Origin of the sequence: Patulibacter defluvii, from assembly GCF_034096925.1 — a bacterium.
Classification (GTDB): domain Bacteria; phylum Actinomycetota; class Thermoleophilia; order Solirubrobacterales; family Solirubrobacteraceae; genus Patulibacter; species Patulibacter defluvii.
The window spans coordinates 1-19,977 of sequence record NZ_JAWZSQ010000017.1; the positions used below are offsets into that span (position 1 = coordinate 1).

At 74.8% G+C, this 19,977-nt stretch carries 15 protein-coding genes; 9 read left to right on the forward strand and 6 right to left on the reverse strand.

Annotated features, from left to right (window positions below; genetic code table 11):
* Window positions 1-287 precede the first annotated feature (287 nt).
* Window positions 288-4,520, reverse strand: coding sequence for a DEAD/DEAH box helicase (locus tag SH587_RS16465; RefSeq protein ID WP_320671727.1), 4,233 nt, complete (start codon window positions 4,518-4,520; stop codon window positions 288-290).
* 216 nt (window positions 4,521-4,736) lie between these two features.
* Here SH587_RS16465 and SH587_RS16470 point away from each other — a divergent pair, with 216 nt between their 5' ends.
* The 3 genes from SH587_RS16470 to SH587_RS16480 are packed head-to-tail and all read left to right on the forward strand — an operon-like array spanning window position 4,737 to window position 6,818.
* Complete coding sequence (locus tag SH587_RS16470) at window positions 4,737-5,399, forward strand: TlpA family protein disulfide reductase (RefSeq protein WP_320671728.1); 663 nt, start codon at window positions 4,737-4,739, stop codon at window positions 5,397-5,399.
* Window positions 5,396-5,866 carry a GNAT family N-acetyltransferase gene (locus tag SH587_RS16475; RefSeq protein ID WP_320671729.1) on the forward strand — a complete coding sequence of 157 codons (471 nt, stop codon included), beginning with the start codon at window positions 5,396-5,398 and terminating at the stop codon, window positions 5,864-5,866. Before SH587_RS16470 ends, SH587_RS16475 begins: the two co-directional genes overlap by 4 nt.
* A gap of 16 nt (window positions 5,867-5,882) precedes the next feature.
* Window positions 5,883-6,818 carry an AEC family transporter gene (locus SH587_RS16480; protein ID WP_320671730.1) on the forward strand — a complete coding sequence of 312 codons (936 nt, stop codon included), beginning with the start codon at window positions 5,883-5,885 and terminating at the stop codon, window positions 6,816-6,818.
* On the opposite strand, the gene SH587_RS16485 is transcribed toward SH587_RS16480, so the two are convergent.
* From SH587_RS16485 to SH587_RS16505, 5 genes are read right to left on the reverse strand one after another with little or no spacing between them, the layout of a single operon-like run.
* Window positions 6,815-8,407: an ABC transporter permease gene (locus SH587_RS16485; RefSeq protein WP_320671731.1), complete on the reverse strand. Its 1,593-nt coding sequence runs from the start codon at window positions 8,405-8,407 to the stop codon at window positions 6,815-6,817. The genes SH587_RS16480 and SH587_RS16485 overlap by 4 nt on opposite strands.
* 25 nt (window positions 8,408-8,432) lie before the next feature.
* On the reverse strand, window positions 8,433-9,458 hold the full coding sequence (locus SH587_RS16490) for an iron ABC transporter substrate-binding protein (protein ID WP_320671732.1): 1,026 nt from the start codon (window positions 9,456-9,458) through the stop codon (window positions 8,433-8,435).
* A 33-nt stretch (window positions 9,459-9,491) separates the two neighbouring features.
* The gene (locus tag SH587_RS16495; RefSeq protein WP_320671733.1) at window positions 9,492-10,517 is read right to left on the reverse strand and encodes an ABC transporter ATP-binding protein; all 1,026 of its coding nucleotides are present in this window, start codon (window positions 10,515-10,517) and stop codon (window positions 9,492-9,494) included.
* 48 nt (window positions 10,518-10,565) lie between these two features.
* Window positions 10,566-11,759, reverse strand: coding sequence for a PQQ-dependent sugar dehydrogenase (locus SH587_RS16500; protein WP_320671734.1), 1,194 nt, complete (start codon window positions 11,757-11,759; stop codon window positions 10,566-10,568).
* 36 nt (window positions 11,760-11,795) lie between these two features.
* Window positions 11,796-13,292: a hypothetical protein gene (locus SH587_RS16505; protein ID WP_320671735.1), complete on the reverse strand. Its 1,497-nt coding sequence runs from the start codon at window positions 13,290-13,292 to the stop codon at window positions 11,796-11,798.
* A gap of 62 nt (window positions 13,293-13,354) precedes the next feature.
* Between SH587_RS16505 and dtd the strand changes: the two genes are divergently transcribed.
* From dtd to SH587_RS16535, 6 genes are all read left to right on the forward strand, one after another.
* Entirely contained in the window at window positions 13,355-13,780 is a 426-nt protein-coding gene (dtd, locus tag SH587_RS16510; protein WP_320671736.1) for a D-aminoacyl-tRNA deacylase, read from the forward strand.
* Between the two features lie 270 nt (window positions 13,781-14,050).
* The gene (locus SH587_RS16515; RefSeq protein WP_320671737.1) at window positions 14,051-15,031 is read left to right on the forward strand and encodes an ABC transporter permease; all 981 of its coding nucleotides are present in this window, start codon (window positions 14,051-14,053) and stop codon (window positions 15,029-15,031) included.
* A gap of 38 nt (window positions 15,032-15,069) precedes the next feature.
* Complete coding sequence (locus SH587_RS16520) at window positions 15,070-16,890, forward strand: ABC transporter substrate-binding protein (protein ID WP_320671738.1); 1,821 nt, start codon at window positions 15,070-15,072, stop codon at window positions 16,888-16,890.
* Window positions 16,891-16,963: 73 nt separating this feature from the next.
* Window positions 16,964-17,971, forward strand: coding sequence for an ABC transporter permease (locus SH587_RS16525; protein WP_375341779.1), 1,008 nt, complete (start codon window positions 16,964-16,966; stop codon window positions 17,969-17,971).
* Window positions 17,968-19,047, forward strand: coding sequence for an ABC transporter ATP-binding protein (locus SH587_RS16530; protein ID WP_320671740.1), 1,080 nt, complete (start codon window positions 17,968-17,970; stop codon window positions 19,045-19,047). Before SH587_RS16525 ends, SH587_RS16530 begins: the two co-directional genes overlap by 4 nt.
* Entirely contained in the window at window positions 19,044-19,934 is an 891-nt protein-coding gene (locus SH587_RS16535) for an ABC transporter ATP-binding protein (protein ID WP_320671741.1), read from the forward strand. Before SH587_RS16530 ends, SH587_RS16535 begins: the two co-directional genes overlap by 4 nt.
* Window positions 19,935-19,977: the final 43 nt, after the last annotated feature.

Consider the following 19,977-nt stretch of genomic DNA (forward strand, 5'->3'; position numbering starts at 1 on the left):
GGGGCTCGGCGGGCGGGCGGGAGGGGCGACCGCCGAACCTGGCCGGAGGGCCGGGGGCCGGGGGGCGGTGACGCCGGTGGGCGAGCGGCGGACTGGGTCGGCGGTGGTGGCGTCGGCGTGGCGGTCGAGCGGCGGACCCGGCGGGAGAGGCGGCCGGCGGTGACGGCCCGGCCGGGGGGAGACGGCGTCCGTCCGGAGGACTCTCGGCGAGGGGCTCCGCCGGCGGACCGGCGGGGCAGCGATCTGTAGGCCGGCTTGGCCGGCCTGGCTGGGCCTGGAGGTCGGCCTCAGGCGACCTGGTCGGCGGCCGGCCGACGGGTGCGCTTCGGGGCCGGGGCCGGGGCCGGGGCGTCGTCGTCGGACGCTGCCGTGGTGGCCGACTTCGCGCTTGCCTTCTTCGCCGTGGCGGTGGCCGCGGCGGCTGTCTTGGTGGTGCGACGGGCGCGGGTCGGCTTGGCGGGCGCGTCGTCGCCGCCCGATGCGGGCGCGGTGCCGTCGTCGTCGGCGGCCTTCGTGGACCGGCGGGTGCGCGCGGGCTTGGCCGGCGCGTCGTCGGCCGGAGCGTCGGCCTCGGCCTCGGCGGCGGCCTTCGTGGTGCGACGGGCACGGGCGGGCTTGGCGGGCGCGTCCTCCGCCGGAGCCTCGGCGTCCGACACGGCCTTGGTGGTACGGCGAGCGCGCGTCGGCTTGGCCGGAACGTCGTCGGCCGGAGCCTCGGCCGCAGCGGCGGCCTTCGTGGTGCGACGAGCACGGGCGGGCTTCGCCGGCGCGTCATCGGCCAGGGCCGCATCGTCCGCCACGGCCTTCGTGGTCCGACGAGCACGGGCCGGCTTGGCCGGCGCGTCGTCGGCCAGCGCCTCGGCCGCGGCGGCCTTCGTCGTGCGACGAGCACGCGCGGGCTTGGCGGGCGCATCATCAGCCGGGGCCTCCGCCTCCGCCGCGGCCTTCGTGGTGCGACGAGCACGGACGGGCTTGGCCGGCGCGTCGTCGGCCGGGGCCTCGGCGTCCGCCGCGGCCTTCGTCGTGCGACGGGCACGAGCCGGCTTTGCCGGCGCGTCGTCGGCCGGGGCCTCGGCGTCCGCCGCCGCCTTCGTGGTGCGACGAGCACGAGCGGGCTTGGCCGGCGCGTCGTCGGCCGGGGCCTCGGCGTCCGCCGCGGCCTTCGCCGTGCGACGAGCACGGACCGGCTTCGCCGGCGCATCGTCCGCCGCGGCCTCCGCGTCGGCGGCGGCCTTCGTCGTGCGACGGGCACGCGCGGGCTTGGCGGGCGTCTCCTCGGCGGGAGCTGCGCCCTCGCCGTCAGCCCCGGCCTCCGTGACCTCCGCGGCCTTCGCCGGCCGGCGGGTGCGCCGCGGCGGGACGGACGTCGGATCGGCGGAGGCGACCGTCTCGGCCTCGGCGGCCGCGGCCTCGACCGCGGTCGTCTTCGTGCGGCGGGTGCGCTTGGGCTTCTCGATCGGCTCGTCGGCCGTCTCGGCGACCGCGGCGACGGCCTCCTCGACCACGGCCGCGGTGCTGCGCCGGGGACGCTTCGGGGTCGTGGCCCCGCCGTCCTCGCCGTCGCTCGCCGGACGGCCGCCGTTGGTGGCGGCCTCCGCCGCCGCGCTCGCCGCCTCGTCGCGCCCGGCGACGTCGACCGGGGCCGCGCCGGGCCCCTCGGCCTGGGCGTCGCGGACGCCATCGCCGGTGCCCGCGCCCGCACCATCACCGTCGCCGCCGGCCACGCCAGCTTCGGCCTCGGCCTCAGCCGCCACCGCGCCGGCGCCGGCCCCCGCCCCCGCGTTGGCCTCGCCACCGCGACCGCCTCGGTTGCCCCGGCGACGCCGCGACCGGCGCGAGCGCTGCCCGCCCCCGCCGCCGTTGCCCCCGCCACCACCGTTGCCGTTGCCCTCGCCGGCCGCGCCGCCGCCAGCACCCTCGGCACCGCCACCGTTCGTGGCCTCGCCCCGCTCGTCGGTCCCGGTCCCGGTCCCGTTCTCGTTCGGCGCGGCCTCGCCACCGCCGCCGGCCCCCGCGCCCTTCTTCTTGCGCGGACGCTTCTTGCGCTTCTTGCCCTTCGGGAAATCCTTCAGCAGGTCCCGCGACAGCGCCCCCGGCTTGCGCGCCAGCCGCGTCCGCGCCTCGCGCAGGACCTCCTCGGCCTCCGGCGTGTGGGCCACCGCCGCCGCCAGCAGCGCGGCCTGCAGCCGCCGGTCGTGCTGACGGGCCGCATGGACCAGCCGTCGCGCGTTGCGGGCGTGAGCCGCCCCCGAGGAGTTGACCAGCAGGCCCAGCAGGTGCTTCGTCGCCGGCCAGCGCTGGGCCGCGTACTCCTCGTGCAGATCGCGGGTCCAGCCCGCCAGCCGCCAGATCCACGCCGTCGCCTGGTCGCGCCGCCCGATCCGGCGGTCCGCCATCGCCTGGAGCAGGATCCGCGACGCCTCGCGCCGCTCGTCGCGCGGCCACTGGCCGACCTGGTCGACCGCGGTGTCGAAGGGCTCCGGCTCCTTCAGGACCGCGATCTCCTGGACCGCGCGCAGGCGCAGCTGGGGGTTGCGGTTGCGCTCCAGCGCCGTCACCAGGAACTGCCGCCGCAGCTCGCCCGAGCGGTCGAAGTTGAGCATCGCCCGCGCCCGCCGCCAGTTGGTCGGCGAGGCCTTCGCGCCGGCCAGCGCGGCCCAGACCCGCTGCTCGCCCCAGTCCAGCTGCTCGACGGCGATCCGCCACAGCTCGCGCTCGAAGACCTGCCGCCGGCGCTCGATGTCGGGCGTGACCGGCAGCACCCGGCGCTCGACCTTGACCCGTCGCCCGCGACCGCGCCGGACCGGGCCGACGACGATCGCGCCGCCGCGGTAGACGTCGCGGTCGAGCAGCGAGTGGAGGGTCACGACCGGGTCGTCGTGGGTCGTCGCCGGGTGGACGAAGTCGACGACGACGCCGGCCTCCTTGCCCGGGTGACGGCGGGTCACCCGGCCCACGCGCTGCTGGTAGATCCGCTTCGACGCCGTCGGCGCCAGGTGCATGCAGACCGTCGCCCGCGGCGAGTTCCAGCCCTCGGCCAGCAGCTGGGCGTTGACGAGGACGTCGATCTCGCCCGCCTCGTAGTCGGCCAGGATCTTCGCCAGCTCGCGCTTGTTCGTCTCGCCGCTGACCGCCTCGGCCTTCATGCCCGCGGCCCGGAAGCTCTCGGCCACGTTGTAGGCGTGCTGGACGCCGGCCGCGTAGACCACGCCGGGCGCGTTGCGGAAGCGGGTCTTGTACAGATCCGCGATCGCCAGGTTGAACGGCACCTGGTCGAGCAGCTTGGCCAGCTCGTCCTGGTCGAACTCCATGTCGACCTCGCCCTTGCGCAGCGGCACCTTGGCGATCGTGCGGACGCCGGGACCGGGCGGGATCCGCAGCGACCGCAGCGGGGCGATCACGCCGCGGCGCGCCGCCTGCGCCAGGTCGAAGCGCGAGGTCTGGGTCGGGAAGAGGTCGGTGACGTGGCGGGCGATCAGCGCGCCCGTCGCCGTCATGCCGATGAAGATCGGGCCGGTCCAGGCGCGGATCGCGGCCGAGGTCTTGTCGCCGAGCGCGGTGTGGGCCTCGTCGCAGATGACGACCGTGTAGGCGCCCGAGATCTGGCCGGCGTTGCGGACGAACCACTGGTAGGTCTCGACGGTGACCGGGCCTGGCTGCCCGGGCGCGATGTCGGCGTCGCCGAGCAGCGGCTTGCTCAGGCGGTCCTTGTACCCGCGGTCGTCCATCTCGGCGATGAACTGGTCGACCAGGTTCCGCCGGTGGGTGAGGATCAGGATGCCGCCCGACTGGCAGCTCTCCACGAAGCCCATCGCGGCGACGGTCTTGCCGGCGCCGGTCGCGTGCTCGAACCAGAACCGCTTGTGGGCGTTCGGGTCGTCGAGGGCGAGCTCGTCGATGTCCTCGTCGACGTCCTCCTCGGCCTCGTCGTCGTAGGCCGAGTCGAGCTTGGCGGCGACGGCCGGATCGAGCTCGGGCAGCTCCTCCAGCTCGTCCTCGACGCTGCCGCGCTCCTCGTCGTCCTCGTCGCGGTCGTCGTCCTCGTCCTCGTCCGGCTCCTCCGGCGGGGCGGCGGCGGGAGCGGGCTCGTCCTCGGGCTCGGGCGCCGGCGGCTCCTCGAACGAGAGCACCAGCTCGTCGTCCTCGTCGCCGTTGCCGCGGGCCCGCCGCTGGGCGTCGCTCAGCAGCGCCGCGTAGGTGCCGGAGAGCGCGTCGACCTGGTGCGGGTTGAGCGTCGTGCCGTCGGCGAGCTTCGGCTCGTCGTAGTGGAGGACGCGGTCGAGCCCGAGCAGCAGCGACCAGCGGCGGCGCCACTTCTGGCTCGGCACGGTCGCGCCGGCGTCCAGCTCCGCCCGGGCCGCCTCGAACGCCTGGCGGCGGATCGTGCCCGGGGCCAGGACCTCGACCGCCACCTCGTCGTCGCAGACGAACGGCTCGCGCGTGAACGCGGCGACCCGCACGACGTCTTCGTGCGACGGAACGGGGGTGACCTCCGCGGTCACCGACGGACGTTGTGCCATGCGAGGCAGAGTGGAAGGGGATGCGGGGAGGAACCCGTCGCCGCAACGACCACAACGCGGATCGGCGACGAAAGCTGCCGGCGGACGGGACCGGGAAGACGATCGATCCCGGCCGTGCAGGCACCCGGAACAGTACCGGACTGCGCAGCGTGCGGCACGGCGGGCGCGACGGCGTCGTGCCGTGGCCCCGGGCGCGCCTGTGCGACCCTTGGAAGGGTGCGCTCCCGCGGCCCCTCCCGACGCGCCCTGGCGGCGACCGCCGTGGTGGTCGTGATCGCGGTCGCGGCGGCGATCGGACTGCTGCAGAGCCGCGACGACCGGGTCGTGCGGGCCCCCGACCGGGTGCCCTCGCCAGCGGCGGCCCGCGACGGCGTCCGCGACGCCCCACCAGCGCTGCGGCGGCTCTACGCCGACGGCGACGCGCTGCTGCGGGTTCGCAGCGGCGACGAGTTCGTGGCGCTGATCCGGCGGCTGCGCGGCTACCCGGTGGTGATCAACAAGTGGGCCTCGTGGTGCCGGCCGTGCCGGGCCGAGTTCCCGATCCTGCGCCGGGCCGCCGCCGACCACGGCGCGCGGATCGCCTTCCTCGGGCTCAACAGCGGCGAGACGCCGGAGAAGGCGCGGGCCTTCCTGCGCTCCGAGCCGACGCTCTACCCGCACGTCCGCGACCCGGACGAGCAGATCGCGGCGGCGCTGGAGGCGAACCTCACCTACCCCTCGACGATCTTCCTCGACGCCAAGGGCGACATCGTCCAGGTCAAGCAGGGCGTCTACACCAGCCTCGAGGCCCTGGAGGCCGACCTGCGCCGCTACGCCGGCAGTCGTCCGGCCCCCGGCGCCGGCGACGGCCTGCGCTCGGTCGGGAAGGCGGCCCGGTGACCGTCCCCGACCCGATCCGGCTGCGCTGGGTCCGCGACGAGCGCGAGCTGCGGGAGGCGCTCGACCTGCGGATCCGGGTCTTCTGCGACGAGCAGGGCGTCCCGCGCGAGCTCGAGGTCGACCGCTACGACGACATCGCCCGCCACGCGGTCGCGGTGACGCCGGACGGCCAGGTGGTGGCGACGATGCGGCTGGTGGTCGACGGCGGCACGGTCAAGGTCGGCCGGGTCGCGGTCGACCGGGCCTGGCGTGGCCGCGGGATCGCCAGCCGGCTGCTGCTGCGGGCCGACGAGTACGCGCTCGACCAGCGGGCCGAGGAGCTGCGGCTGGCCGCCCAGGTCGAGGCCGCGGCGCTCTACCGCAAGGCCGGCTTCCAGCCGGTCGGCGAGCCGTTCGAGGAGGCCGGCATCCCCCACGTGTGGATGACCAAGGCCGTGGTCCCGCCGCGCCGGCGCCGGCGCGCGTGACGGCGGGGGCGGGGCGGTGAGCCTGCCGCTGCTGGTGGCGGCGATGGTCGCCGCGACGGTCGTCGGGGTGCTCGCCGAGCGGCGCTGGCACGGCGCCACCGAGCGCGGTTCGCGGACGGCGATGCAGGTGATGCTGACCTGGGTCCTGCCGCCGGTCTACTTCGTGCTCGTCACCCGGCTGCACGTCGACGGGGCGGTGGTCGGCGGGGTCGTCACGGCCTACCTGGTGCTGGCCGTCATCGGGCTGCTGGCGTGGTGGGCGGCGACCCGGCTGCTGCGGCTCTCGCGGCCGGCCACCGGCGGCCTGATCCTGGCCGTGGTGCTGGCCAACACCGGCTACTTCGGCCTGCCCTTCACGCGGGCGATGCTCGGCGGCGACGAGCTCGGCAACGCGGTCGCCTGGGACAGCTTCGTCAGCGGACCGATGTTCTTCGCGGTCGCGTTCGCGATCGGCGCCGCCTTCAGCCCGACGCTCGGCGCCGACGGCGACGACGGCCGCGGCGAGCGGCTGCGGGCGTTCGTCCGCAACCCGCTGCTGTGGTCGGCGATCATCGGCCTGGCGGTTCCGTGGGACGCTCCGAACTGGGCCTACGACGTCGCCCAGGCGTTCGTCGTCGCGCTGCTGCCGGTCGGCTTCCTGGTGGTCGGGGTCCAGCTGGCGGCCGAGGCCGAGCACGGGGTGCCGGTGCTGCCGCCGCGCTTCACCCGCGAGATCGGGGTCGTCGTGCTGCTGCGGCTGCTGGTCGCGCCGGCACTGGTGCTGGCCGTCTCGGCGCTGCTGCTCGACCTGCCGGACGGGATGCTGCTGCAGGCGGTGGCGCCGACCGGCCTCAACGGGATGCTGGTCGCCCACCGCTTCGACCTCGACCTGCGCCCGATCGCCGGCGCGATCGTCTGGACGACCGGCCTGGTGACGCTCGGCGCCGTCGTCGCGACGCTGGCCGGGGTCTAGGGCCGGTCCGTCGGGCCCGGCCGCTCGGCCGTCTGCGGCCGCGCCACCAGCAGCCAGACGATCGGTGCGGAGACCGCGATCAGCAGCAGCGCCGGGATCGCGGCCTCGCCGTAGGCGCTGACGCTGGTCGAGCTCCAGAGCCGGGTGGCCAGCGTCTCGAAGCCGGTCGGCTTCAGCAACAGCGTCGCCGGCAGCTCCTTCATCGTCGAGAGGAAGACCAGCGCCGCGCCGGCGACCAGCCCGGGGGCGATCACCGGCACGGTGACGGTGGCGAAGACCCGCGCCGGGCGCCGGCCGAGCGTCCGCCCGGCCTCCTCCAGCCGCGGGCTCAGGCGCCCGATCGCCGCGTGGGCGCCGGCCATCGCCTGGGGGAAGAAGCGCACCAGGTACGCCGCCACCAGCAGCACCAGCGTCTGGTAGAGCGGGGTCGCCAGGCGGGTGCCGAAGAAGACCAGCGAGAGCGCGATCACCACCCCCGGCAGCGCCCCGCCCAGGTACGCGGCCCGTTCGAGCACGCGGGTCCAGGGCCGTCGGTGGCGGGCGGCCAGGTAGGCGACCGGCAGCGCCGCCAGCACCGTCACGATCGCCGCCGCGGCCGAGACCCCGAGCGAGCCGAGGGTCGCCGACAGCACGCCCTCGGGCATCCCGACGTCGAGCGCCCGGATCGCCCAGTGGACGAGCACCGCCACCGGCAGCACCAGCGCCGCCAGCAGCACCAGCCCGACGAAGCCGAGCGCCGGCCAGCGCCAGCGCCCGAGCGCGGCCGGCCGGTGGGCGGCGGTCGGGCCGGCGCGGTGCTGCTGGGTGCGGCCGCGGGCGCGGGCCTCCAGCACCAGCGCGACCACGGTCACGGTCACCAGCAGGATCGCCAGCACGGCCGCCGGCTCGCGGTCGAACGCCGAGCGGTACTGGAGGAAGATTGCCCGCGTCAGGGCGGTGAACCGCATCAGCGAGACGACGCCGAAGTCGGCCAGGACGTAGAGCGTCACCAGCAGCGCGCCGGAGCCGATCCAGGGCCGCAGGACCGGCAGCGTGACGCGGCCGAAGGTCGCCCAGGGGCCGCGGCCGAGCGCCCGGCTGGCCTCCTCCAGCGCCGGGTCGGCCGAGCGCAGGCCGGCCAGCGCCAGCAGGTAGGTCAGCGGGTAGGTGGCCAGGGTCAGGGTCACGAACGCCCCGAGGAAGCCGTGGATGCTGGGCGAGTCGCGCAGGCCCAGCGCCTCGGGCACCAGGCCGCCGGGGGCGAAGGCGCCGATCATCGCCAGCGCCGTGACGTAGGAGGGGATCACCAGCGGCAGCGCCAGCACGAACGCCCAGACCCGGCGGCCGGGCAGGTCGGTGCGGGCGACGAGGAAGGCCAGCGGGACGGCGATCAGGGTCGTGGCCGTGGTCACCGCCGCCGCCAGCAGGATGGTCCGCCCGACCGCCTGCCAGGTCGACGCGCGGCCGGCGATCGCCCAGGCGTCGCCGTTCGACCCGCGGACCAGCAGGTACCCGAGCGGCAGCAGCACGACCGCGGTCACCGCCAGTGCCGCCACCACCAGCAGCGGCGACGCGCCGCGGCGGCGGCCGCGCACGACGAGGGGCCTCACCGGCCGGCTCCGCGGTCGCCGGCGATCAGGTGGTGAAGCCGGTCTCCGAGAGCAGCTCCAGCGTCGACGGCAGCTGCTCGCCGAGCTGGCTCAGCCGCACGTCGGGGGCCTGGATGTCGCTCAGCGGCGGCAGGTCCGGCTCGGGCGTGACGCCGGCGGCCAGCGGGTACTCGCCGGTCTGCTCGCGGAAGTAGGTCTGGGCCTCCTTCGAGAGCAGGAAGTCGACCAGCTTGCGGGCCGCGGCCTGCGAGTCGGCGGTCTTCAGGATCCCGATCCCGGCCGCGTTGACCAGGCTGCCGGGGTCGCGCGGCTTCAGGAAGTGGTTGGCGACCGGGAAGTTCGGCTGCTCGTGCCGCAGCTCGTAGACGTAGTAGTGGTTGACCAGGCCGAGCTCGATCTCGCCGCGGGCGATCGCCTCCTCGGTCTGGATGTTGTTCTCGAAGGTCTGGGCGTCGTTGCGCTTCATCGCCTCCAGCCACTGCTTGGTGCGCTCGTCGCCGACGGCCAGCCGCATGCCGGACACGAACGCCTGGAAGCTGGCGTTCGACGGCGGCAGGCCGACCTTGCCCTTCCACTTCGGGTCGGTCAGCTCGAAGACCGAGTCGGGGACCTGCGCCTCCTTCATCCGCTTGGTCGAGTAGGCGATCACCCGCGCCCGGGCGGAGACGCCGGTCCAGCGGCCGCGCGGATCGCGGAAGCGCTCGTCGACCTGCTTCCAGGCGCCGCCGGGCAGCGGCTCCAGCTGCTCCTCGAGCGCGCCGAGGGCGCCGGCGTCCTGGCTGAAGAAGGCGTCGGCCGGCGACTTGTCGCCCTCCTCGGCGATCGTCGCGGCCAGCTCGGCGCTGTCGCCGTAGCGGACCTCCAGCTTGATCCCCTGCCGCTTCTCGAAGCGGTCGAGCAGCGGCTTGACCAGCTTCTCCTGGCGGCCGGAGTAGACGGTCAGCGTGCCGTCGTCCTTCGCCGCGTCGTCGCCGCCACCGCAGGCGGCGAGGCCGAGGCCGAGCGGGAGCAGCGCCAGCAGGGCGAGGGCGCGGCGGGATGCGTGGGTCATCGGGTCTCCGGAGGCGGGTCGGGGAAGGGCGCGCTAGGCGGCGCGGGCGAAGGTCGGGACGGCGCGGTCGTCGACGGCGACGCGGACGCGGTCGCCGAGCGCGACCGCCTCGGTCGAGGGCCGCTGGCAGAGCAGCACGGTGCCGTCGTCGAGGCCGACGCGGTAGGCCACGTCGTGGCCGTGGAACTGGCGGTCGAGGATCCGGCCGGCTCCGCCGGGATCGACGTGCAGGACCAGCGCCTCGGGCCGCACGAGCACGTCGACGGCGCCGTCGGGGCGGCGGCGGGCGGCGCTGGCGCGGAGCGCGCCGAGCGGCGTCTCCACCCGCTCGCCGGCCAGCTCGCCGGGGACGAAGTTGCAGGCGCCGACGAACTCGGCGACCCAGCGGTCGGCCGGCTCGGCGTAGAGCTGCTCGGGCGCGGCGACCTGCTCCAGCCGCCCGTCCCGCAGGACGGCGACCCGGTCGGCGAGCGCCAGCGCCTCCTCGCGCTCGTGGGTCACGAGCACGACGGTCGCGGCCTGGGCGCGCAGGATCGCCACCAGCTCCTCGCGCAGCTCGACCCGCAGCTGGGCGTCGACCGCGGCCCACGGCTCGTCGAGCAGCACCACCTCGGGCTCCGGGGCGAGCGCGCGGGCCAGCGCCACCCGCTGCTGCTGGCCGCCCGAGAGCTCGTGGGGGCGGCGGTGCTCCAGCCCCCGCAGCCCGACCCGCTCGAGGACCGCGGCGACCCGCTCGCGACGCTCGCGGCGGGCCAAGCCGTAGCCGACGTTGCCGGCGACGTCGAGGTGCGGGAAGAGCGCGTAGTCCTGGAAGACGATCCCGACCCGCCGCCGCTCGGGCGCGACCCAGGTGCGCTCGTCGACGACCACCCGCTCGCCGAGCGCGATCGCGCCGGCGGCCGGTCGTTCGAGCCCGGCGATCGTCCGCAGCAGCGTCGTCTTGCCGCAGCCGGACGGGCCCAGCAGCGCGAGCACTTCGCCGGTCGCGACCTCCAGCCGGACGTCCGCGACGGCGACGGTCGCGCCGTAGCGGACGGTGATGTCCTCGATCGCGATCATGGCGCGCAGCCGTTCATGGTAGGGGACCCCAACCGGAGCGGTCGGGCGTCACCGCAGCTCGCGCACCACGCCGTTGAGGCCGGTCATCACGATCCGCCCGTCGCGGCGGGCGGCGATCGCCGTCAGCTGCGGTGCGGTCGGGGCCTCGCGGCGCAGCCGGGCGACCGGTCCGCGGGCCGGGATCGACCACAGCTCGCCGCTGCAGAAGTCGCCGAACAGGTAGCGCTCGCGGAGGCTGGCCGGAGCGCCCGTGCCGCGGGCGACGACCCCGCCGGTGACCGAGCAGCGGCCGGTCCCGTGGCGGTACGACGCGACCGGCCAGACCAGCGGGCCGAAGCGGTCCAGGCGCCGCGGACGCCCGGCCAGCGGCAGGTTGCCCTCGAACGCCGACCAGCCGAGGTTCGGGGGCTTGGGCCCGTCGAGCTGACGCTCGCTCAGCCGGTCGACCTCCTCGATCACGTCCTGGCCGACGTCGGCGATCCAGAGGTCGCCGGTCGGCCGGTCGATGCTGAACCGCCACGGGTTGCGGGCGCCGTAGGCGGCGATCGTCCAGCGCGGCCGGCGGGTGGTCAGGGGGCCGGCGGTGCGGAGGATCTTGGCCAGCCTCACGCCCCGGTCCTGGCCCCGCTGCTGGGGGTCGAAGGCGCTGCCGCCGTCGCCGAGGCCGAGCAGCAGCCGGCCGCGGCGGTCGAAGTCGACCGGGCCGCCCTTGTGGTTCTCGTACGGCTGCCGCTGGCGCAGCAGGACGCGGGCGCGGCCGGGGACGACGCGGCCGTCGCGGACCGGCGCGACGACCACGCGGGTGTCGCCGCGGCGGTCGCTGTGGTGGATCACGACCCGCGGGTCGCGCGGGTAGCCGGGCACGAACGCCACCCCGAGCAGGCCGCGCTCGCCCGACTCCATGGTGATCCGGCGGACGTCGAGGAACGGCCGGCCGAGGGCGGGGCCGCGGCGGCCGAGCCAGCGGGCGGTGCCGCGCTGCTCGACGATCAGCAGCCGCTCGCCGCCGGGCTCGGCGACGACGCCGACCGGCTTGCGGAAGCCGCGGGCGATGGTCGCGGCGCGCAGCGCCACCGGGGCCCGCTGCTCAGGCTGGGGCGCGGCCGAGGCCGGGGGCCGGGGCAGCGGGGCGGCGGCTGGGCGCTCGGCCGCGTCGGCGACCGGGCGGTCCTCGCCGCAGGCCGCCAGCGCGGTCGGGGCGAGCACGAGCAGGAGCACCGGCAGGACACGGGGAGCGCGCATCGGGCGCCAGTGTACGGCTCCCCTGATTCGGGCGCCCTACCGCGAGCGTACGGCGTCCTCGCGGCAGCGCGCGAGCACCCGCCAGGGACCGGCGCGGGCGATCTCGCGGTGCCCGGCGGGCGCAGCCGGGGTGGCGGGGGCGCCGGGGACCAGCGGACCGCTGAAGACCACCGACGGCGCCGGCAGCGGGTGCTCGTCGACGACCGCCTTCGCGACGTCGAGCGGCCACGCCAGCTGCGGCGCCCGGAAGCGGCCGATCACCGGCCGGCCGCAACGGAGGATCGCGTCGCGGCCGCCGGCCCGCGCGACCGCCCGCCAGAGCGCCTGCTGGGTGCGGGCGTCGACCCGCGTCCGGCGCCAGTCGGCGGCCAGGTCGCCGCCGCGCTCGACGGCGACCGCTGCGGTGGCGACGAGCAGCACGGCGGCCACGGGCGCCGCCAGCGCCGGTCCCGGTCGCCGCGACGCTCGCGCCTCGCCCGCCGACCGTCCGCGCGCGGCCCGCGCCAGCCGCCCGGCCGCGATCGCCCCGGCGACGGTCAGCAGCGCCACTCCCGGCAGCTGGTAGCGGGCCTCGCCGGAGTAGCCCGCCTCGCTCATCGCCGCGACCAGCAGCACCCAGGCCGCGCCGCCCCCGGCCAGCGCCAGCAGCTCGCGGTCGGCGGCCGACCAGCGGCGGCGGGCGAGCAGCGCGACCACGGCGGCGACCGCCAGCACCACCAGCAGCGGCCAGACCGCGAGCGACAGCGCCTCGTCGAGCGAGCGCGCGAAGGGGTGGGCGTCGAGCGCCGGCTGGCCAGGGTTCGGGATCCGGGCGCGGGCCGACGAGCGGCCGGGGTCGCCGCTGCCCCACCACTCGGGGACGATCCACAGCAGCGGCAGCAGCGGCGCCGTCGCGAGCACGGCCAGCCGCAGCCGGCCGCGCGCCGGGGGCCGCCGGCGGAGCAGCAGCCAGAGCCCGAAGGCGCCGGCGAAGGGCCAGCTCTCCGGCCGCAGCAGCACCGCCACCAGCGTCCAGGCCCAGGCGCGGCCGTCGCGGCCGGCCCGCCGTTCGAGCAGCGCGCCGAGCGCGGCCAGGACCACCAGCGGCTCGGCCGCGCCGGGCAGCCCGTGGCGCAGCCAGTCGCCGGTCAGCAGCACGCCGCCGGCGGCGAGCAGCGCCGCCCCCGCCGCGATCGCGTCTGCGCCCGCCGTCCGCGGGCCGTCGCCGCGGACGCTCCGCCAGGCCAGGATCGCGGCGAACCCGACCGCCAGCAGCGCGGCGGCGCGGGCCAGCAGCAGCCACCAGTGGAGCGCCGCGTCGTCGCCCAGCAGCCCCGCGACCGGCGCGATCGCCAGCACCGGCAGCGGCTTGAAGGCCGGGCCCTCGCGGGTGTCGAGGCCGCCCGCGGCCAGCTCGCGGCCCCACGCCAGCCACGCGAGCGGGTCGTAGCCGGCCACCACCGGTCCCACCGCCAGGCTGAGGGCGGCCAGCGCCGTCGCCAGCAGCGCGGCGACGGCCAGCGGGTGCCGCCGCAGCCGGGAAGGTCGGTGCACGCGGGCACCGTAGCGGCGGCCGCCGGTCGTCGCCCCGCCGCCGGCCGGACTACCCTCGCCCGGTGCGCGCCCTCGTCCAACGGGTCAGCTCGGCGTCGGTCGTGGTCGACGGCCGCGAGGTCGCGGCGATCGGCCCCGGCCTGCTGGTGCTGCTGGGCGTCGCCCGCGACGACGACGAGGCGACCTGCGACTGGGTCGCCGACAAGGTCGCCAGCCTGCGCCTGTTCGCCGGTCCCGACGGGCGGATGGACGAACCGCTCGGCGACCGGCCGCTGCTCTGCATCAGCCAGTTCACCCTCTACGGCGACACCCGCCGCGGCACCCGGCCCTCGTGGTCGCGGGCGGCGCCGGGCCCCGTCGCGGAGCCGCTCTACGAGCGCTTCTGCGCCCGCCTGGGGGCGGCCCGCGGGATCTTCGGCGCCGACATGGCCGTCCGCTCGGTCAACGACGGCCCGGTCACCGTGATGGTCGAACGGGAGTCCAGCTGAGCCCGCTCGCGGTTCGGCTGGTCGACCGATTGCAGGGCCCCACCGCGGCCCTCACCAACGTCCCACGCACGCGTGGCACAGGCCGTTCGGGCACGTCGTTGTCCGCTCGGACAATCGCGCCCTGCCGTTCTTGGTCAGGAAACCTCACCGCCATCCGGGGCATCTGTAGAGTCGCTTCACGAGTGGTTCACGTACGGCGTCGCGTTGCCGTCCAGGGCGGCCGTCGGACACCACGTGCCCCCCACGTCCCCATCCAGGACTCCTCACCACATGAGCACCTCGATCGCGGCCGATCCCGGCCCGGACCCCTCCGCCCTCGTCACCCCGGAGCCAGCGGAGACCGGCCCCGTCGCCCGTTCACAGCGCCAGCTGATGTGGGCGCGGTTGAAGCGGGACAAGGTCGCGATCGTCAGCCTCTGGGTCGTCGTGGCGCTGATCGCGATCGCGATCCTGGCGCCGCTGATCGTCAAGCTCTTCGGGCTCCCGGCGCCGGACTTCCAGAACTCGAACGCGGTCGACGAGTTCGGTCAGCCGACCGGCCCGACCGGCGCCAACCCGCTCGGCGTCGACCAGCTCGGCCGCGACGTCGCCAGCCGGGTCATCTACGGGGCCCGGATCTCGCTCGCGGTGGCGATGCTCTCGACCGCGCTGGCGGTCGTCTTCGGGACCCTCGTCGGCGTGATCGCCGGCTACTTCCGCGGCTGGGTCGACGCGGTCGTGTCGCGGATGCTCGACGTGCTGCTGGCGTTCCCGATCCTGATGCTCGGCATCGGCCTGGCGTCGGCCTGCAGCATCGGCAACGGCTGCCTCGGCGGCCTGATCACCCCGGGCGTCCCGGTCGTCGTGCTGATCATCGCGATCGCCGGCTTCCCCTACATCGCCCGGATCGTGCGCGGCCAGGTGCTGTCGCTGCGCGAGAAGGAGTTCGTGCTGGCGGCGCGCTCGATCGGCGCCTCGCCGTGGCGGATCATGCTCCGCCACCTGGTCCCCAACCTGGTCGCGCCGATCATCGTCTACGCGACGGTCCTGGTGCCCCAGAACATCCTCTTCGAAGCGGCGTTGTCGTTCCTCGGCGTCGGGGTACAGGACCCGACGTCCAGCTGGGGCCAGATGCTCGGCGACGCCTCCAAGAACCCCGATCAGTGGTGGTTCATGCTCTTTCCCGGTCTGGCGCTGCTGGTCACCGTGCTGGCCTTCAACCTGCTCGGCGACGGCCTGCAGGACGCGCTCAACCCTCGCAAGCGCCGGTAGACCCGGTGACACGTTCCACGACCACCAGGAGGTACTCGATGGATTGGACAGTACGACGGCTCGTCGCCCTCGGCGCGGCCGGCACGCTGGCCCTGGGCCTGACGGCCTGCGGCAGCGACGACAACTCGGGCAGCGGCGGCTCCGGCGACAACGCCGGCGGCCTCTCGATCGAGGCCGCGAACAAGATCTCCGGTCCCGCCCAGGTCGAGGCGGGCAAGTTCTACAAGGCCGTCCCCGCGGACGACCAGCAGAAGGGCGGCACCCTCAACGCCCGCTCGACCGAGGGCTTCCAGCACCTCGATCCGGGCACCGCCTACTTCCAGGGCGACTACATGATCACCTCGATCGTGCATCGCCAGCTGTACACGTACAACCCGGCCGACAGCTCGAAGGTGCTGCCGGACCTGGCCGCCGCCGCGCCCGAGGTGGCGCCGGACGGCAAGACGGTCACGATCAAGATCCGCGACAACGTCAAGTTCGGCCCGCCGGTCAACCGCACCGTCACCAGCGACGACGTCAAGTACGCGATCGAGCGCGGCAAGGCCGAGTCGGTCGCGAACGGCTACTTCGAGTCCTACTTCGGCGACATCATCGGCGCCGACAAGGCCGACGGCGGCAAGATCAGCGGGATCGAGACGCCGGACAAGACGACGATCGTCTTCAAGCTCAAGGCCCCCTCCGGCGCGACGCTGGCGAAGGCGCTCGTGCTGCCGATCTCCTCGCCCTTCCCGCGCGAGTACGCGGAGTCGAAGGACAAGAAGACCCCGAACCCGTTCGATCAGGACCCGACGCAGCAGGCGGCGACCGGTCCGTACATGATCAAGAGCTACGAGGCCGGCCGTTCGCTGACCCTCGTCCGCAACCCGGCCTGGAACGGCGCCGCGAGCGGCGATCCGCGCCCGGCCTACGCCGACCAGATCAACATCGCGATCGGCGGCGACGCGTCGGTCAACGCGCGTGAGGTCCAGAACACCGCCGGCTCGATCAGCCTCGACCCGGCCCCGTCGGACGCCGTCGCCCGCTACACCAAGCAGGCCGCGCAGCAGATCACGTTCACCGCGCTCGGCAACCGCTACGTCGCGCTGAACACGAAGAAGAAGCCGTTCAGCGACATCAACGTCCGCAAGGCCGCGGCCGCGGTCCTCGACCGCAACGCGATGCGCAAGCAGCGCGGCGGCCCGCTGGTCGGCGAGATCGCCACCCACTTCCTGTTCCCGGGCTCGCCCGGCTTCGAGGAGGCTGGCGGCGAGGCCGGCACCGGCGCCGACTTCCTGGCCTCGGCCACGGGCGACGTCGAGCTGGCGAAGTCCTACCTGAAGAAGGCGGGCTTCAAGGACGGCATGTACAAGGGCCCGAAGCTCGTCTTCGTCGGCTCGAGCGAGTCGCCCGCCCGCGAGACGACCCAGGTCGTCAAGAACAGCCTGGCGAAGATCGGCATCCAGGTCGACGTCAAGAGCGTCAAGCACACGACGATGTACCAGAAGTTCTGCCAGGTCGAGAAGGCCATGCAGACCGTCGACGGCTGCCCCAACTTCGGGTGGCTGCCGGACTTCGTCGACGCGCACCCGATGCTGGCCCCGGTCTTCACCGACAAGGGCATCCAGCCGGTCAACATGAACAACCCGTCCCTCTTCAGCGACCCGAAGATCAACGCCGAGGTCGAGAAGGGCGCCCGCACGCTCGAGGAGGGGGAGCGCAACCGCATCCTCGGCCAGGCGGACAAGGACATCACCGACGCGGTCCCGGCGATCCCGTGGCTGTGGGACACCCAGGCGAGCATCCAGGGCCCCGGCGTTCACGGAGTGATCGCCACCTGGAACTCGATCTGGGACCTGGCCTACACGTCGCTGACGAAGTAGCCGCCCCGGCAACGAGAACCCCGGTCGGGGGCGCGGCACGGTGCCGCGCCCCCGACCGCCCCGCCTCCGTCACATGACCCGCACCCTCGCTACTCCGCTCCGCGTGCTCGGCTCGCCGACCGCCCGCTACATCGCGCGCCGGTTGCTGTGGATGGTCTTCCTGCTGCTCGTCGTCAGCATGGTGGCCTTCCTGATCTTCTACGCCCTGCCGTCCGGCGACCCCGCCGCGCAGCGCGCCGGCCGTGGCGCCGACGAGGCGCAGATCGAACGGGTGCGGCACATGCTGTACCTCGATCGCCCGATCTACGAGCAGTACTTCCACTACATCAAGCAGGTCGTCCTGCACTTCGACTTCGGCTTCAGCTACGAGAACAACGCCGACGTCGCCCACCAGATCACCAGCCGGCTGCCGGCGACGATCTCGCTGGCCCTCGGCGCGGCCGTGATCTGGCTGATCGTCGGCGTCGGGATCGGGATCCTCTCGGCGCTGCGGCCCCGCAGCCTCTTCGACCGCTTCGCGATGGGCGGCGCGCTGCTCGGCATCTCGGCCCCGGTCTACTGGCTGGCGCTGGTGGCCCTGGCGCTGCTCTCCCAGAGCTACGGCGTGATCCACCTGATCCCGAACACCGGCTCCTACAAGCCGCTGACCGAGGACCCGGGGGCGTGGTTCACCTCGCTGCTGGTGCCGTGGATCATCCTCTCGCTCTCGTTCGCCGCGATCTACGCGCGGCTGATGCGGGCGAACCTGCTGGAGACGCTCGACCAGGACTTCGTGCGGACGGCGGAGGCGAAGGGCCTGTCGCGCCGGCGGGTCGTGATGCGGCACGCGGTGCGGGCGGCGATCACGCCGATCGTGACCGCCTTCGGCCTCGACCTCGGCATCCTGCTCGGTGGCGCGGTGCTCACCGAGTCGGTCTTCAACATCCCCGGCATCGGCCGGCTGTCCTACGACGCGATCCAGGGCAGCAACCTGCCGGTGATCCAGGGCACCGTGCTGTTCGCGGCCTTCTTCATCATCGTCGCGAACATCGTCGTCGACATCGTCTACGCGGTGATCGATCCGCGCGTGAGGCTGGCATGACGGAACCCCTGCTCGATGTCCGCGACCTGCGGGCCGCGATCCCGACCGAGGACGGCGACGTCCACGCCGTCAACGGCGTCAGCTTCACCGTCGAGCCCGGCAAGGTGCTGGGCGTGGTCGGCGAGTCCGGCTCCGGCAAGTCGGTGACGATGCTGACCCTGATGGGCCTGACCCGGCGCGCCGGGGCCCAGGTCTCCGGCCAGGCGCTGTTCGGCGGCCAGGATCTGGTCACCGCCAGCGACCGCGACCTGCAGCGGATCCGCGGCAACGAGATCGCGATGATCTTCCAGGACCCGCTCTCCTCGCTGCACCCGTTCTACCGCGTCGGCGCCCAGATCATCGAGGGCATCCGCGCCCACAAGGACGTCACCAAGAAGCAGGCCCGGGCGCGGGCGGTCGAGCTGCTCGGGCTGGTCGGGATCCCGAAGCCGGAGCAGCGGGTCGACGACTACCCGCACGAGTTCTCGGGCGGCATGCGCCAGCGCGTGATGATCGCGATGGCGCTGGCCAACGACCCCAAGCTGCTGATCGCCGACGAGCCGACGACCGCGCTCGACGTGACCGTCCAGGCCCAGATCCTGGCGCTGCTGGAGCGGCTCCAGCGCGAGCTGGGGATGGCGGTCGTGATGATCACCCACGACCTCGGCGTGGTCGCCGAGATCGCCGACGACATCGTCGTGATGTACGCCGGCCGGGTGGTCGAGCAGGCGCCGGTCGCCCAGCTCTTCCGGCAGCCGCGGCACCCCTACACCTGGGGCCTGCTGCGCTCGATCCCGCGCCTCGACCTGCCGCGTGACGTCGACCTGGTGCCGATCGACGGCCGCCCGCCGAGCCTGATCCACCTGACCGGCCGCTGCTCGTTCCAGCCCCGCTGCCCCTACGCGGGCGGCTGCTGCGGCGCCGACGACCCGGCCCTTGAGCCGGCGGTCGCGAACGATCCCGCGCACCTGGTCCGCTGCGGGATGCCGGAGGAGCGCCGGGCCCGGGTCTGGGACGCGCTGTCCGCCGGCCGCAGCCCGAAGGAGGCGGCCGCCGCCGTCGGGATCGGCACGACCGAGGAGGAGGACGCCGCATGAGCGACGCGACCACCCCGGCCGCCAGCGGCGGCGACACGATCCTCGAGGTCCGCGACCTGCGCAAGACCTTCACCAGCGGCGGCATGCTGGGCGGCGGTCGCGAGCAGGTCCACGCCGTCAACGGCGTCAGCTTCGACGTCCGCCGCGGCGAGACCTTCGGCCTGGTCGGCGAGTCCGGCTGCGGCAAGTCGACCACCGCGCGGATGATCTGCCGGCTGGAGGAGCCGACCGCGGGCGAGATCCGCTTCGACGGCACCGACGTCGCGCGGCTCGGCCGCAAGCAGCTGCTGCCCTTCCGGCGCGACGTGCAGATGGTCTTCCAGGACCCGTACTCGTCGCTCAACCCGCGCCACACCGTCGGCTCGGTGATCGGCGAGCCGTTCATCGTCCACGGCGTCGAGACCGACGCCAAGGCGCGGATGAAGCGGGTCCAGGAGCTGATGGACCTGGTCGGACTGAACCCCGAGCACTACAACCGGCTGCCGCACGAGTTCTCGGGCGGCCAGCGGCAGCGGATCGGGATCGCGCGGGCGCTGGCGCTGGAGCCGAAGCTGCTGATCGCCGACGAGCCGGTCTCCGCGCTCGACGTCTCGATCCAGGCCCAGATCCTCAACCTGCTGCGGCGGCTGCAGCGCGACCTCGGCCTGTCGCTGCTGTTCATCGCCCACGACCTCTCGGTCGTCCGCTACATGTGCGACCGGATCGCGGTGATGTTCGCCGGCGAGATCGTCGAGCAGGCCGACTCGGAGCAGCTCTACGCGGCGCCCCAGCACGACTACACGAAGCGGCTGCTGGCGGCGGTGCCGATCCCCGAGCCCGGGGCCCGCGAGCGCCAGCGCGAGGAGCAGGCCGAGCGCGACCGCGTGGCCGCGGCCGCCGAGGGCTGAGCCTGGAGCCGATCGGCGGGAGCGGCGCGGCGCCCGGCTGCTC

Bases quoted from the DNA above. Each gene is read 5' to 3' on its own strand.
- SH587_RS16465 (WP_320671727.1), bottom strand. From the start codon at position 4,520: ATGGCACAACGTCCGTCGGTGACCGCGGAGGTCACCCCCGTTCCGTCG.
- SH587_RS16490 (WP_320671732.1), bottom strand. From the start codon at position 9,458: ATGACCCACGCATCCCGCCGCGCCCTCGCCCTGCTGGCGCTGCTCCCG.
- SH587_RS16495 (WP_320671733.1), bottom strand. From the start codon at position 10,517: ATGATCGCGATCGAGGACATCACCGTCCGCTACGGCGCGACCGTCGCC.
- SH587_RS16500 (WP_320671734.1), bottom strand. From the start codon at position 11,759: ATGCGCGCTCCCCGTGTCCTGCCGGTGCTCCTGCTCGTGCTCGCCCCG.
- SH587_RS16515 (WP_320671737.1), top strand. From the start codon at position 14,051: ATGAGCACCTCGATCGCGGCCGATCCCGGCCCGGACCCCTCCGCCCTC.
- SH587_RS16520 (WP_320671738.1), top strand. From the start codon at position 15,070: ATGGATTGGACAGTACGACGGCTCGTCGCCCTCGGCGCGGCCGGCACG.
- SH587_RS16525 (WP_375341779.1), top strand. From the start codon at position 16,964: ATGACCCGCACCCTCGCTACTCCGCTCCGCGTGCTCGGCTCGCCGACC.
- SH587_RS16530 (WP_320671740.1), top strand. From the start codon at position 17,968: ATGACGGAACCCCTGCTCGATGTCCGCGACCTGCGGGCCGCGATCCCG.
- SH587_RS16535 (WP_320671741.1), top strand. From the start codon at position 19,044: ATGAGCGACGCGACCACCCCGGCCGCCAGCGGCGGCGACACGATCCTC.